We start from the raw sequence: 13,854 nt of genomic DNA on the forward strand, positions 1-13,854 counted from the left end.
CAGGCCCCCTTCTATTTCTGTCAGGGCTGCCGCGTGCCAACAGGCACTGTCTCGCCCTGTGCGTCGTCCCAGCACCAGCCGGCGGCGACGCCGCCGACCCAGCGCGCCGGACCGGCAAAGGCCGCGCGCCCTTCCAGCACGGCACGGCCCAGCGGCGACAGCGCGGCCTGCTCGGGAAAGGCGACCTCCCCGGTCACCAGCGCCCCCAGGCTTTCAACCACCGACAGGAACATCAGGTCGCTGAGCCAGGGCAGCGGCTCGCGCTCGCGCATCAGCACGGCATAGACCTCGGCCCAGCGGCGCGGCGCCTCGGCCAGGATCTGCAGCACCAGCCGCTGCGTCAGCCCCAGCCCGTCCTCCCGCCAGGGCAGCTCCTGGCAATGCCGCCGCAGCGCCCGCCCCAGCACCGTCGGCCGTCGCGCCAGCGCCGCCAGCCCGCGCGGGTCCGGCGCGCGCAGGGCTGTCCAGGCCGCCACGCCCTCGGCGATCGCGGCCGGGGTCACCGCCTGCCGCTGCTGCCACAGCAGCAGCAGCGCTTCCGGCGCCAGCTGCCCCAACCCGATGAAGCGGGTGATCGCCGGGAAGGCCCCGGCGCTGACCATCTCCAGCCGCGGCGGCGGCGCCGCCGCCAGCGCCGCCAGGCAGCGCGCCAGGATCAGCTGGTCGTAGTGGTCGTGCTCGAACCACAGCACCACGCGGGAGAAGCGGCCGGCCCGTGCCAGCCCCTCCTCCGCCGCTGCCTGCCGCGCCGCGATCGCCGCGCGGTCCAGCCCCAGGGCGCCGCCGAAGGCCTGGCTCAGGAAGTCGATCCGCCGTTCCTGCCAGTCCTCGCCCGCGACCACCGGCCCCAGGCAGAGCGGGTCCGACACTTCCAGGAACTCGCCACGGAAGCCGGCCTGCCGCAGCGAGGGGGCGATGTCGCTGCCGCAGCGGATATGCAGGGTCGGCATCCCGGCATCCGGCGCCGCGCCGCCCGCGGCGATGTCGGCCCGCAGCCGGTCCAGCAGGGCGACATGCGCCGACAGCCGCGGCCAGCTCGGCAGGCCGAGCGCCCGGGCGATGACCAGCTGCGCCTCGGACAGCCGCAGCAGCCGCGGTGGCAGGGGGCCCTCTGACGGCGCGGCGGGATGGTGGCGGCGGAAGCGCGCCAGCGCCTCGGCCTCGCCGGCGCGGGCGGCGGCCAGCAGCGCCTTGGCGCGCTTGCGCTGCTGCTCGAGATTCAGCCGGAACGGATCGGACAAGGGACGCCCCTTCCTCGGGCCTGCGTCCGCCGGTCAGGCCGGAAAGGGTGCAACGGGGGAACCGGGGCATCCAGACAGGGGGTGTGGGCGCAGCCCTTTCCGCGGACACGGCGGCCCCGGATCGCTCCCCCATAGGCCGGCCCCAGCAGACCAGCGCGCGGCGCCCGCGTCAACCGGCGCGGGCCTTGCCGGTCATCCCGGAGCTCAGCCCAGGATGCGGCGCAGCAGGCGGATCAGGTCCTGGCGGTCCTCGGCGGTCAGCGGCGCCAGCAGCTGTTCATTGGCGCGGCGGCCCTGGCCCACCGCCTCGGCCAGCACCGTCTCGCCGGCGGGCGCCAGCGACAGCACCACGGTGCGGCGGTCCAGCGGATCGCGGCTGGCCTCGACCAGGCCGCGGTCGCGCAGCCGCGCCACCACCCCCTGGATCGTCGCCGGATCGAGCGCCACCGCCCGGCCCAGCGCGTTCTGCGTCGCCCGGCCGAGCTCGCCCAGCTTCAGCAGCGTGGCGAACTGCGTCGGCGTCAGCCCGCCCACCGCGCCGCGGTCCTGGAACAGCGAGGCATGGCGCTGATGCGCGCGCCGCAGCAGATGACCGACCGACTGGTCCAGGCTGTAGGTGACGGGGGGCACGGGAGGTGCTGCCTTCTGGCCACGCATGGCGTCCAGGAGCAGCGTGATGTCGCGGTCGTTGATGGCCCCTCACCTTCCCCCTGGGCGCGGCACGGGTTGCGCTGCGCTGCACCCAAGATGTCGCGCCGGCGGCGGCCCCCGTCAACATGGTTCCGCCCGCAGGTTCCGCCCGCAGGTTCCGATGGATGGTTCCGCCGGGCGGGGCCGGTCCGGTCGCGCGCCGGGCCGCGCGCCGGGTCAGTTGTGCAGGAGGCGCGCCCCGTGCAGCAGAAGGGCCAGGCTGCCCAGGCCGAGGGCGGCCAGGGCGGTGCGGTCGGCATGCCACATCAGCCGCTCGGCCAGCACGGCGGCCAGGTGGCGCTGGCCGCGCCCGCCGCGTAGCCGCTGCGCGCCCTCGCCGGCCAGCACGGAGAGCTGGCGCCACAGCGAGGTCCGCCGCAGGTCCATGTGCGGCACCCGCAGCGCCGCGCCCCACAGGCCAAGCCAGACGGCGGCGGTCAGCAGCGCGCCGCTCTGCACCGCCAGCGGCGGCTCGGCGGCCAGCACCGCCATCACCACGGCGATGCCGAGCGCCAGCGCGCTGAGCACGCGGCGGATCGAATGGTCAGCCAGTGTGCGGATCGTATCCATCAAGGCTTCCTTCCCTCCCCATGCTGACGCGCCGCCGGGCAAGATTCCAGCCGCTTTTCACGCCGGCCGCGACACGGCGCGCGATCGGGCCGGATCGGAGGGGCGGCGGGGGGCAGGGCCATGGTCTCTCCGGGCGGGCCGAGGGGCGATCAAGGGGATCGGCGGCGGGCTCCGGGCGAGCGGGAAGCGGCCGCCATCTCCATATGGGGCCAACGGTCAGGGGCGCCAAGCGGTTGCACGCGCGGCCAGCCCTGCCGCGCCGCCGGCCCCGCCGGCGCCCCCTGTCGCAAGGCTGCGGCAGGGAGGCCGCCCCTTGCCGCGCGCGCGGCGCAAAACCTCTAAAATTCCATTGCCGTTTCCGATCGTCTTCGCGCAGGCTGACAGCGGAGACGCGGCGCGGGTGGAGGTCCCTCCACGCGTGCCGGAAGTCGGGCCGCGGCGCCTCCTGCCGCTGCCCATGCCCTTCGTGGCCCGCCCCCCGAGAGCGCAACAGGCCGGGGGCGGCGGTCCATGCCGCGACCAACCCGCGTGACCAAGCACGCGGCAGATCAACAAGAAGTGGCGGCGCGACGGCATCGCGCTGTCCAGGGCAGGAATAGGTTCGACAATGGCATCCGCGATTCCACGGACAGAGGCGGCGAATCGGCCGATGACGCGCGAGGAAAAGCGCGTGATCCTGGCTTCCTCGCTCGGGACCGTCTTCGAATGGTATGATTTCTACCTCTACGGCTCCCTGGCGATCTTCATCGCCGCCAAGTTCTTCACCGTCCTCGGGGCGGATGGCAGGCCGATCTTCGACGAGGCGACCCGCAACGTCTTCGCCCTGCTGGCCTTCGCCGCCGGCTTCCTGGTGCGGCCCTTCGGCGCGCTGGTCTTCGGCCGCCTCGGCGACCTGGTGGGCCGCAAATACACCTTCCTGATCACCATCGTGATCATGGGCGCCTCCACCTTCATCGTCGGTGTGCTGCCGACCGCCGAGCAGATCGGCATCGCCGCCCCCATCATCCTGATCGTGCTGCGCTGCCTGCAGGGCCTGGCGCTGGGCGGCGAGTATGGCGGCGCCGCGACCTATGTGGCCGAGCATGCGCCGCATGGCCGGCGCGGCTTCTACACCAGCTTCATCCAGGTGACCGCGACCGGCGGCCTGTTCCTGTCGCTGATCGTCATCCTCAGCACCCAGGCCATCACCGGCGAGGCCGCCTTCCGCGACTGGGGCTGGCGCGTGCCCTTCCTGGTCTCCATCGTGCTGCTGGCGATCTCGGTCTGGATCCGCACCCAGATGGAGGAGAGCCCCGCCTTCAAGAAGATGAAGGCCGAGGGCACCCATTCGAAGGCGCCGCTGACCGAGGCCTTCGGCCAGTGGAAGAACGCCAAGATCGCCATCCTGGCGCTGCTCGGCCTGGTCGCCGGCCAGGCGGTGGTCTGGTACACGGGCCAGTTCTACGCGCTGTTCTTCCTCGGCACCGTGCTGAAGGTCGACAGCTACAGCGCCAACCTGCTGATCGCCTGGGGGCTGCTGATCGGCTCCGGCGGCTTCGTCTTCTTCGGCTGGCTGTCCGACAAGATCGGCCGCAAGCCGATCATCCTCGGTGGCTGCCTGCTCGCCGCGCTGACCTATTTCCCGCTGTTCAAGCTGATGAGCGCCGAGGCCAATCCGGCCCTGCACGCCGCCCACCAGAACATCACGGTGACGGTGCAGGCCGACCCGGCCAACTGCTCCTTCCAGTTCAACCCGACCGGCACGGCGCGCTTCACCAACAGCTGCGACATCGCCAAGGCGGCGCTGGCCCGGCTCTCGGTCAACTACCGCGTCGAGGACGCGCCCGCCGGCAGCCCGGCGGTGGTCAATATCGCCGGCACCACCGTCTCCACCACGGTGCCGAACTTCCCGCAGGCGCTCGGCGCGGCCATCACCGCGGCCGGCTACCCGGCGGCGGCCAATCCGACCGTCGTGAAGATGGCGCATCCCTTCGACATCTTCCGCGAGCAGACCGGCGTGCTGGTCCTGGTCCTGGCGGTGCTGGTGATCTACGTCACCATGGTCTACGGGCCGATCGCCGCGGCCCTGGTGGAGCTGTTCCCGACGCGGATCCGCTACACCTCGATGTCGCTGCCCTACCACATCGGCAATGGCTGGTTCGGCGGGCTGCTGCCGGCGACCAGCTTCGCCATGATCGCGCAGACCGGCGACGTCTATTTCGGCCTCTGGTACCCGATCGTCATCGCCCTGGTGACGGTGGTGATCGGCGCGCTCTTCGTCCCCGAGACGAAGGACCGCGACATCTTCGCCGACGACGCGGCGCCGGTGCCCAGCGCCCGCCCGGCGACGCTGCGCCGCTGACCCTGCCGGGTCGCCGCGCCTGACTGACCAGGGGGGCCTCGCGCCCCCCTGCGCTTTTCTGGCCACAGACAAGCTGGCCACCGACAAGCTGGCCACGGACAAGAACGCCAAGGGAGGTCACCGCCATGCCGAACGGGCATGCCGCCGTCCATGCCGAGTGGCAGCGCGACCCGCAGGGCTACTGGGCCCGCGCGGCTGCCGCCATCGACTGGTCCACCCCGCCGGGCCGCATCTTCGATCCCGACCAGGGGCCCTATGGCCGCTGGTTCCCCGATGCCCGGCTGAACCTCTGCCACAATGCGCTCGACCGCCATGTCGCCGCCGGCCGTGGCGACCAGGTTGCCTTGTACTGGGACAGCCCGGTCAGCGGGCAGAAATCCCGGCTGACCTATGCGGCGCTGCTCGACCGCACCGCGCGGCTGGCCGGCGCGCTCGCCGCGCGCGGCGTGCAGAAGGGCGATCGCGTCGTCCTCTACATGCCGATGGTGCCCGAGGCGGTGATCGCCATGCTGGCCTGCGCCCGGCTCGGCGCGGTGCATTCCGTGGTCTTCGGCGGCTTCGCGGCGGCCGAGCTCGCCGCCCGCATCGCCGATGCCACGCCGAAGGCGGTCATCGCCGCCTCCTGCGGGCTCGAGCCCGGGCGCATCGTGCCCTACAAGCCGCTGCTCGACGCCGCGTTGGGCCTGTCGCCGCACCAGCCGGATTTCTGTCTGATCCTCCGCCGGGAGGCCTCGCCAGGCACGCTCGTTCCCGGCCGCGACGAGGACCTGCTGGACGCCATCGAGGCCGCCGCCCCGCATCCCTGCGTCGAGGTCGCGGCGACCGACCCGCTCTACATCCTCTACACCAGCGGCACGACCGGGAAGCCCAAGGGCATCCTGCGCGACACCGGCGGCTATGCCGTCGCCCTCGCCCATTCCATGCCGCTGCTCTACGGGCTGCAGCCGGGCGATACCTGCTGGACCGCCAGCGATGTCGGCTGGGTGGTCGGCCATTCCTACATCGTCTATGCGCCGCTGCTCGCCGGCTGCAGCAGCGTCGTCTACGAGGGCAAGCCGGTCGGCACCCCCGATGCCGGCGCCTTCTGGCGGGTCTGCGCCGAATACGGGGTGAAGACGCTGTTCACCGCCCCCACCGCGCTGCGCGCCATCAAGAAGGAGGACCCGGAGGGGGCGCAGCTCGCCCGGCACGACCTGTCGAGGCTGGAGGCGCTGTTCCTGGCCGGCGAGCGCTGCGACCCCGACACCGCGCTCTGGGCGGAGCGGCTGCTCGGCGGCCGGCCGGTGATCGACCACTGGTGGCAGACCGAGACCGGCTGGTGCATCACCGGCAATTTCCGCGGCGCCGGGCTGTTCCCGATGCGGCCCGGCTCGGGGGGCAAGCCCGCGCCGGGCTACGACGTGCAGGCACTGGGCGATGACGGCCGGCCGGTCGCCGCCGGCGAGACCGGCAGCCTGGCGATCCGCCTGCCGCTGCCGCCCGGCTGCGCCCCCAGCCTGTTCCGCGCCAATGACCGCTTCCGCCAGGCCTATCTCGAGGCCTTCCCCGGCTACTACAACACCGGAGATGCCGGGATGATCGATGCCGAGGGCTATGTCTGGGTGATGTCGCGCACCGACGACATCATCAACACCGCCGGCCACCGCCTTTCGACCGGCGCGCTGGAGGAAGTCCTGGCCAGCCACCCCGACGTCGCCGAATGCGCCGTCATCGGCATTCGCGATTCACTGAAGGGCCAGGTGCCGATGGGGCTGGTGGTGCTGAAATCCGGCAGCCAGCCCGACCCGGCCAAGCTGGAAGCCGAGCTGGTCGCCCTGGTGCGCGAGCGCATCGGGCCGGTCGCCGCCTTCAAGCGGGCCAGCATCGTCCAGCGGCTGCCGAAGACGCGGTCGGGGAAGATCCTGCGGGCGACGCTGCGCAAGCTGGCGGACGGGGAAAGCTACACCGTGCCGCCGACCATCGACGATCCGCTGATCCTCGACGAGATCGGCGAGATCCTCACGAAAGCATAGGCAAGGCTGGGGGAAGGAATTCCCCCAGGCCCCCTCTTTCCCCTGTCAGTTCGGGGCAGGGATATAGGCGCGGAGGCGGTGGCCATCGGCATCGAGGGCCAGGCAGGTCTCGCCGAAATCCATCGCCACCGGCGGCTGCAGGATCGTCAGCCCCTGCGCCTGCCAGGCGGCATGCTGCGCCGCCACGTCGGCCACCTGGAAGCACAGCTCGCTGCCCGCCGATCCCGCCTCGGCCACGGGCGCCACCGCCTCGCGCCGCCACAGGCCCAATCGCGCGCCCACCCCCATCGGCAGCATCGCGAAGCCCTCGGTCTGCTCCAGCGGCGCCGCGCCCAGCAGCGCGCCATAAAAGGCGGCGCTGCGCGCCACGTCGGAAACATAGAGGATGATCAGGCGGAATTCGGTCATAGGCCGCGGCCCCTTGGTTGAGGCCCGCAGACTGCCGCGACCCGCTGTCAGTTCCTGTCAGGAGCCTCGATCGCCTGCGCCAGCCGCCACTCGGCCAGCAGCACCGCCCGCCGCCGCGGCAGCCGGTCCGGCAGCAGCGCCACCGCCTGCATCCGGTCCAGCCGGAAATGCCGGTGGTCCTGGCGCAGCTCGCACCAGGCGGCCAGCACCTCGGCGCCGGTGAAGAAGCCCACGGCCAGCGGCCAGACCACCCGCCGCGTCGCCACCCCCGCCTTGTCGGCATAGTCGAGCCGGATCTTGCTCTCCTGCCGCATCGCCTGGCGCAGCGCCGCCAGAGGCGCGACCTGCCCCGGCCCCGCGGCGGGCACCAGCCCGCTGCCCGAGGCTGCCGCCTCCACCGCCGGCGGCAGGATGGCAGCCAGCTTGCCGAAGGCGCTTTCCGCCGCCTCCGCCAGATCCGGATCGCCCCGCCGCGCCACCCAGCGCAGCCCGAGCAGCAGCGCCTCCGCCTCTTCCTCGTCGAAGGCCAGCGGCGGCAGGAAGAAGCCGGGGCGCAGGAGATAGCCCAGCCCCGCCTCGCCCTCGATGGCCGCGCCCTGGCCGCGCAGCGTCTCGATGTCGCGGTAGAGGGTGCGCAGCGACACCCCGGCCGCCTCGGCCAGGGCCTGCGCCGTCACCGGCCGCCGCCGCCCCTGCATCGCCTGCAGGATGCCGAGCAGCCGGGCCGAGCGGCTCATCCCGGCCGGGCCACCGGTGTCGAGGCGACCGATGTCGAGGCCACTGGCGCCCAGGCGACCGGCAGCGTGTCGCCGGCGATGTAGAGCGGGTGGCCCGGCTCGCCGGACTGGGTGACCTTCAGCGCCTCGACCGTCACGCCCTCGGCGGCCAGCATGGCGGCCACCGCCCGGCCGCGCGCGCGCAGCGGCTTCGGCGGCAGCCCCCAGGCGGCGATCACCCGGCTGGCCTGCCCGGCCCAGTGCCGGATCGCCGCGTCATTGCCCGGCCCGACCGGATCGGCGTCCTCCAGCAGCATCGCCGGTTTCGTGGCGCGCAGCGCGAAGATGTTGAGCACCACCATCGCCCCGTGGCCCCAGCGCCGGGTGAAGTCGCGGCAGCGGCGGACCGTGGGGTCGTCGACCTGCTCGTCGGCGGTCGAGGGGTTCATCATGATCCAGGCGACGATGCCGGGGCTGCCGAAGGGCTGCCCGTCCCAGCGCCGTTCCAGGAAGGTCCGGTAGCGCCCGCAGGCGGAGAATTCGGCCCGGCTGACCACGTCGCCGCTGACCGCCAGCCGCACCTTGCCGCCGGGATCGTGCCGGTCCTGCGGCCGGAGCGAATCAGGGAAGAGGTCGTCCATCGGCGCTCGCTGACAGGTCGCGTGGCGGGTTCAGTACCGTGTCCCGCGTGACCACGCCGGCACGGCAGTCACCGCAGAAAGAAGAAGGGGGTCCAGGGGGAATTCATTCCCCTGGCCTTGCCCTGGCCTTCACCGCGCGTTGGCGCTCGCCTCGCTGCGGGTGGTGCCGACGCGCGACGCCAGGGCGGCGGCCATGAAGTCGTCGAGCTCGCCGTCGAGCACCGCGTCGGGGTTGCCCTTCTCGACGTTGGTGCGGAGGTCCTTGACCAGCTGGTAAGGCGCCAGGACGTAGGAGCGGATCTGGTGGCCCCAGCCGATATCGGTCTTGCCGGCCTCGATTCCCGCCGTGATTTCCTCGCGCTTGCGCAGTTCCAGCTCGTAGAGGCGCGCCTTCAGCATATCCATGGCGATGACGCGGTTGCGGTGCTGCGAGCGGTCCTGGGTCGAGGCGGCGACGATGCCGGTCGGGATATGGGTGAAGCGCACGCCGGATTCGGTCTTGTTGACGTGCTGGCCGCCGGCGCCCGAGGCGCGGAAGGTGTCGGTCTTCAGGTCGGCCGGGTTGATCTCGATCTCGATCTTGTCGTCGATGACGGGGAAGACATAGACGCTGGCGAAGGAGGTCTGGCGGCGCGCCGCGGCGTCAAACGGAGAAATGCGCACCAGGCGGTGCACGCCGCTCTCGGTCTTCAGCCAGCCATAGGCGTTCAGCCCGGTCACCTGGATGGTGGCAGACTTGATGCCGGCCTGCTCGCCTTCGGATTCCTCCGTCAGCTGCACCTTCAGCCCGCGCTTCTCGGCCCAGCGCGAATACATGCGCAGCAGCATCTGCGCCCAGTCCTGCGCCTCGGTGCCGCCGGCGCCGGCATTCACCTCGACGAAGCAGTCGCGGAAATCGGCCTCGCCGGAGAGCAGGCTCTCGATCTCGCGGCGCTTGGCCTCGGCGGCGAAGCCCTTCAGGTCGCCGACGGCGGCATCGGCGGTGGCGGCATCGCCCTCGGCCTCGGCCATCTCGATCAGCTCGAGCGCGTCCTTGACGTCCTGCTCCAGCTTCTTGACGCCCTCGACCTGGTCGGCCAGCCGGCCGCGCTCGCGCATGACGGCCTGGGCCTCGTCGGGCTTCTCCCACAGGGTGGGGTCCTCGGCGCGGGCATTGACCTCGTCGAGCCGGCGCAGCGCCACGTCCCAGTCCAGGTGCCGGCGCAGCAGGGCGATGGAATCCTCGATCTGGCCGCGCAGGGCCTCGGCATCGGCGCGCATCGTGTCTTCCTTCGCTCGCACAGGGTCCGCCCGCCCGGACACCGGTTCATCCGCCCGGCAGGGCGGAGAAGGCCCCGCGGAGAGGCAGGCGCGGAAACGGCAACGGGGTGGGCGGGGATACTATCCCGCCCACCCCGCTGTCCAGTGCCGTCGCCCGGAGGCTCAGCCGAGCAGTTCGTCGGTGCGGCCCTCGCGGTAGCCGTTGGTGATGAAATGCGCGGTGGCGGCGTCATAGTCGGTGCCGAAGGCGGCCTGCAGGTCGGCATAGTTGGACAGGTAGGCGGCGGCGTCGAAGCTGTCGCGGGCGCGACCCTCGGCATGGCCGTTGCTGATGTAGTGGGCGACGCCGCGGTCGTAGTCGGCGCCGAAGCCCTCGATCAGGTCGCCATAGGAGGCGATGTATTCCAGCCCGTTGAAGGCGCCGCGTTCGCGGCCCTCGCGGGCGCCATAGGTGATGTAGTGGGTGGCGCCCGCCTCGCGGTTGGCGCCGAAGCCGTCGATCAGGTCGTCATAGCTGGCGATATAGACCAGGCCGTTGAAGCCGCTGGTGTCGCGCCCCTCGGCGAAGCCATAGGCGATGTAGTGGCTGTAGCCCTTGGCGGCATCGGCGCCGAAGCCGCCCAGCAGGTCGTCATGCGCGGCGATGTAGTCCAGCCCGTTGAAGGCGGTGAAGCTGCGCCCCTCGGCGAAGCCGCTCTGCGCGTAGTGCCAGGCGGCCGAGGCGGAATCGAGGCCGAAGGCCTGGATCAGGTCGGCATGCGAGGCGACGTAGCGCTGCGGGCTGAAGGCGGGCACGCCGGAGAGGTCGATGCTGCCGCCGTCGAAGGCCAGGCGGTCGATATTGACCATCCAGCTCACCGCGCCGGTGCCGCGCTCCTCGACCAGGGTCACGCCGCCGCGGGTCTGGACGCTGTACAGGGTGGAGGCGCCGGCGAAATAGGCGGTGTCATAGCCCGGCCCGCCATCGATGTAGTCCGACCCGCCGGCACCCTGGATCCAGTCATTGCCGGCATCGCCATAGATGTCCTCGTTGCGGGCGGAGCCGATGATCCGGTCGTCGCCCGGCGTGCCGGCGATCTTCGAGGAGGAGGCGATGATGGGACGGGACATGGACAGTTCTCGACATGCTGGATTTGTTGAGCCGAGATGAAGCTTCGCCCATGAATGCGAGAAAGCATAGGATTTTATTGGTTCCTATACTTCAAGTATTTTCAAACACCCATCCTTTTAGTTGATTTTTTCAACCTGGAAGAAAAATTTACCTGCAGAAACGACAGCGCCGTCTCTCCTGAAGGAAAGACGGCGCTGCATTATTTCATTGCGAGGAAACGCCTGGCCGGCGGCGCCGGGTCAGTAGAGCCCGCCCAGATTGCTGTCGACTCCGGCCGGCGTGTCGGAGGAGATGACGCTGTTCTCCACCGGCGGCCGCGCGGCGTTCTCGGTGCCGGGGCGGAAGGGCTCGAGGATGGTCTGGCCGTTGTCGAGCTGGACGCGGACCAGGGCCACGCCCGGCGGCGCGCGGAACGGCACCGGCGGGCTGTCCTGCAGGGCGGCGGCCACCACGTCGTGGAAGACGGGGGCGGCATTGCCGCCGCCGGTCTCGCCGCTGCCCAGGCTGCGCGGCTCGTCATAGCCGATCCAGACGGCAACCGCGATGTCGGGGGTGAAGCCGACGAACCAGTTGTCGTTGTAGTCGTTGGTGGTGCCGGTCTTGCCGGCGACCGGGCGGTTCAGCCCGGCGCCCGCCCGGTTGCCGGTGCCGTACTGCACCACGCCCTGCAGCAGCGAGACCATCTGATAGGCGGCGATCGGGTCGGTCAGCTGCTTGCGCTCGTCCACCAGCCGCGGCGGCTCGGCATTCGGGCCATTGCCGCAGCCTTCGCAGCGGCGGTTGTCGGCGCGCCAGACCAGCCGGCCGAAACGGTCCTGCACCGTGTCGATCAGCGTCGGCGTCACCTCCTTGCCGCCGGCGGCGAAGGCGGCATAGGCGGCGGCCATGCGCATCACCGTGGTCTCGCCGGCGCCGAGCGACATCGACAGCACCCGCGGCATGTTGGGGATGACGTGGAAGCGACTGGCGGTCTCGGCGACGCGGTCGATGCCGATCTCCTGCGCCAGCCGCACCGTCACCAGGTTGAGCGACTTCTGCAGCGCGGTGCGCATGGTCACCCAGCCGTTGAAATTGCCGCTGTAGTTGCCGGGGCGCCAGACGCCCTGCGGCGTCTGCACCTCGATCGGCCCGTCCAGCAGGCGCTGGTTCGGCGGAATGCCCATCTCCAGCGCCGGCAGGTAGACGAAGGGCTTGAAGGAGGAGCCGGGCTGGCGCAGCGCCTGGGTCGCCCGGTTGAACCAGCTCTTCTCGAAGGAGAAGCCGCCGGCCATGGCGAGGACGCGGCCGGTCTGCGGGTCGAGCGCGACGACGGCGCCCTCGACCTGCGGCACCTGGCGCAGCGCCAGCCGCGCCGGGCGGGCCGGGGTGCGGCCCTGGGCGGGGGTGGCGGCGGTCGGCTCGACCAGCACCACGTCGCCGACGGCGAGCACGTCCTGCATGCGGCGCGGCGCGGCGCCGAGCCGGCCGTCGCGGCCGACCGGGCGGGCCCAGCCGGAGACCGCCTCGAAGTCCAGCGTGGCCTGGCGCGGCTGCGCCGGGGTGCTGCGGTCGGCCGGGCGCTCGACCCAGGCGACGCGGGCCTCGCGGTTCTCGACGCCGAGCACCACGGCGAGCTTCCATTCCGCCGGCGCGCCGGGCGGGCGGGTCGCGGCTTCCAGCGCCGGCATCCACTCGGTCGGGCCGGTGGCGATCTTGGTCACCGCCCCGCGCCAGCCGCCGCGGCGCCGGTCATAGGACAGCAGCCCGTCGCGCAGCGCGGCCTCGGTCGCCGCCTGCAGCCCCGGCTCCATGCTGGTGCGGACCACGAGGCCGCCCATGGTGGTCTGGTCCTGGCCGAAGCGGGCGACCAGCTCGCGCCGCACCTCCTCGGTGAAATACTGGCCGGTCGCCACCAGGTCGGGGCGGGCGCGGCCGCGCACCACGATCGGCTCCTGCTTGGCCGTCTCGGCCTCGGCGCGGGTGATCACGCCATCCTCGGCCATGCGGTCGATCACCCAGTCGCGCCGCGCCTTGGCCGCCTCGGGATAGCGGTTCGGGTTGTAGTTGTTGGGCGCCTTGGGCAGGGCGGCGAGGAAGGCGGTCTCGCCGATGGTCAGCTCGTCCAGGCCCTTGTTGAAATAGTTCATCGCCGCCGAGGCGACGCCATAGGCCTGGGCGCCGAGGAAGATCTCGTTCAGGTAGATCTCGAGGATGCGGTCCTTCGGCATGGCGCTTTCCAGCCGGAAGGCCAGGATCGCCTCGCGCACCTTGCGCATGATGGTGCGGTCATTGCCGACCAGCATGTTCTTGGCGACCTGCTGGGTGATGGTGGAGGCACCCCCCGCGCGGCGGCCGGAGGCCAGCGCCTCGACATTGGTCAGCATGGCGCGCGCGATGCCGATCGGGTCGACGCCGTGATGCTCCCAGAAGCGCTGGTCCTCGGCGGCGGTGAAGGCGGCCTGGACGCGCTTTGGGATGGCGCCGATCGGCACGAAGACCCGGCGCTCCAGGGCGAGCTCGGCCATCAGCTTGGAATCGGCGGCGTAGATGCGGCTCATCTGCGGTGGCTGGTAGTCGGCCAGCCAGGCATGCTCCGGCAGGTCGGCGGTCGCCTGGCGGTAGAAGCCGTAGCCGGCGATGCCGCCGACGGCGACGCCGGCCAGGCCGATCGCCAGGCCGAAGCCGGCCAGCCGCGCGATGAAGCGGCCGACGCCGCCGCGCTTGCCGCCGCCACCGCCGCCACCCTTCTTGCCGGTCTTGCGCGGCGGGCGTGGCGGACGGCCGGGCGGTGCCGCCGCGGGCTCCTGGCCGGCAGGGTGGGAGGCGGCGGGCGCGCGGTCGCCGACCAGAGGACGGTCGGCGCGGAGGTCATTCGGTGCCATGGC

11 protein-coding genes are annotated in these 13,854 nt (G+C 71.9%); 2 read left to right on the forward strand and 9 right to left on the reverse strand.

Annotated elements, in window-relative coordinates; genetic code table 11:
- Nucleotides 1–20 precede the first annotated feature (20 nt).
- The 3 genes from WFI16_RS13310 to WFI16_RS13320 form a co-directional block, all read right to left on the reverse strand.
- Nucleotides 21–1,241: a DUF1835 domain-containing protein gene (locus WFI16_RS13310; RefSeq protein ID WP_419898300.1), complete on the reverse strand. Its 1,221-nt coding sequence runs from the start codon at nucleotides 1,239–1,241 to the stop codon at nucleotides 21–23.
- Between the two features lie 204 nt (nucleotides 1,242–1,445).
- A complete protein-coding gene (locus WFI16_RS13315) occupies nucleotides 1,446–1,871 on the reverse strand; it encodes a MarR family winged helix-turn-helix transcriptional regulator (protein ID WP_419898301.1) in 426 nt (141 codons plus the stop codon).
- A 237-nt stretch (nucleotides 1,872–2,108) separates the two neighbouring features.
- Complete coding sequence (locus WFI16_RS13320) at nucleotides 2,109–2,501, reverse strand: hypothetical protein (protein ID WP_419898302.1); 393 nt, start codon at nucleotides 2,499–2,501, stop codon at nucleotides 2,109–2,111.
- A 670-nt stretch (nucleotides 2,502–3,171) separates the two neighbouring features.
- Here WFI16_RS13320 and WFI16_RS13325 point away from each other — a divergent pair.
- On the forward strand, nucleotides 3,172–4,842 hold the full coding sequence (locus tag WFI16_RS13325; protein WP_419898303.1) for an MFS transporter: 1,671 nt from the start codon (nucleotides 3,172–3,174) through the stop codon (nucleotides 4,840–4,842).
- A gap of 125 nt (nucleotides 4,843–4,967) precedes the next feature.
- On the forward strand, nucleotides 4,968–6,854 hold the full coding sequence (locus WFI16_RS13330) for an AMP-binding protein (protein ID WP_419898304.1): 1,887 nt from the start codon (nucleotides 4,968–4,970) through the stop codon (nucleotides 6,852–6,854).
- A 45-nt stretch (nucleotides 6,855–6,899) separates the two neighbouring features.
- Here WFI16_RS13330 and WFI16_RS13335 read toward each other — a convergent pair whose 3' ends face one another.
- The 6 genes from WFI16_RS13335 to WFI16_RS13360 all read right to left on the reverse strand — a co-directional run bounded on the left by WFI16_RS13335 (nucleotide 6,900) and on the right by WFI16_RS13360 (nucleotide 13,851).
- The gene (locus WFI16_RS13335) at nucleotides 6,900–7,262 is read right to left on the reverse strand and encodes a VOC family protein (protein WP_419898305.1); all 363 of its coding nucleotides are present in this window, start codon (nucleotides 7,260–7,262) and stop codon (nucleotides 6,900–6,902) included.
- A 47-nt stretch (nucleotides 7,263–7,309) separates the two neighbouring features.
- Entirely contained in the window at nucleotides 7,310–7,999 is a 690-nt protein-coding gene (locus WFI16_RS13340) for a helix-turn-helix transcriptional regulator (RefSeq protein WP_419898306.1), read from the reverse strand.
- Nucleotides 7,996–8,619 carry a DUF1643 domain-containing protein gene (locus WFI16_RS13345; RefSeq protein ID WP_419898307.1) on the reverse strand — a complete coding sequence of 208 codons (624 nt, stop codon included), beginning with the start codon at nucleotides 8,617–8,619 and terminating at the stop codon, nucleotides 7,996–7,998. The genes WFI16_RS13340 and WFI16_RS13345 overlap by 4 nt, the downstream gene beginning before the upstream one ends.
- Before the next feature lie 129 nt (nucleotides 8,620–8,748).
- Nucleotides 8,749–9,879, reverse strand: a complete 1,131-nt coding sequence (gene prfB, locus WFI16_RS13350; protein WP_419898308.1) for a peptide chain release factor 2 — start codon at nucleotides 9,877–9,879, stop codon at nucleotides 8,749–8,751.
- Nucleotides 9,880–10,041: 162 nt separating this feature from the next.
- Nucleotides 10,042–10,989 carry a hypothetical protein gene (locus tag WFI16_RS13355; protein WP_419898309.1) on the reverse strand — a complete coding sequence of 316 codons (948 nt, stop codon included), beginning with the start codon at nucleotides 10,987–10,989 and terminating at the stop codon, nucleotides 10,042–10,044.
- A 240-nt stretch (nucleotides 10,990–11,229) separates the two neighbouring features.
- Nucleotides 11,230–13,851, reverse strand: coding sequence for a penicillin-binding protein 1A (locus WFI16_RS13360; protein ID WP_419898310.1), 2,622 nt, complete (start codon nucleotides 13,849–13,851; stop codon nucleotides 11,230–11,232).
- Between the last annotated feature and the right edge of the window lie 3 nt (nucleotides 13,852–13,854).

Origin of the sequence: Roseomonas sp. USHLN139 (assembly GCF_037145735.1) — a bacterium.
Lineage (GTDB): Bacteria > Pseudomonadota > Alphaproteobacteria > Acetobacterales > Acetobacteraceae > Pseudoroseomonas.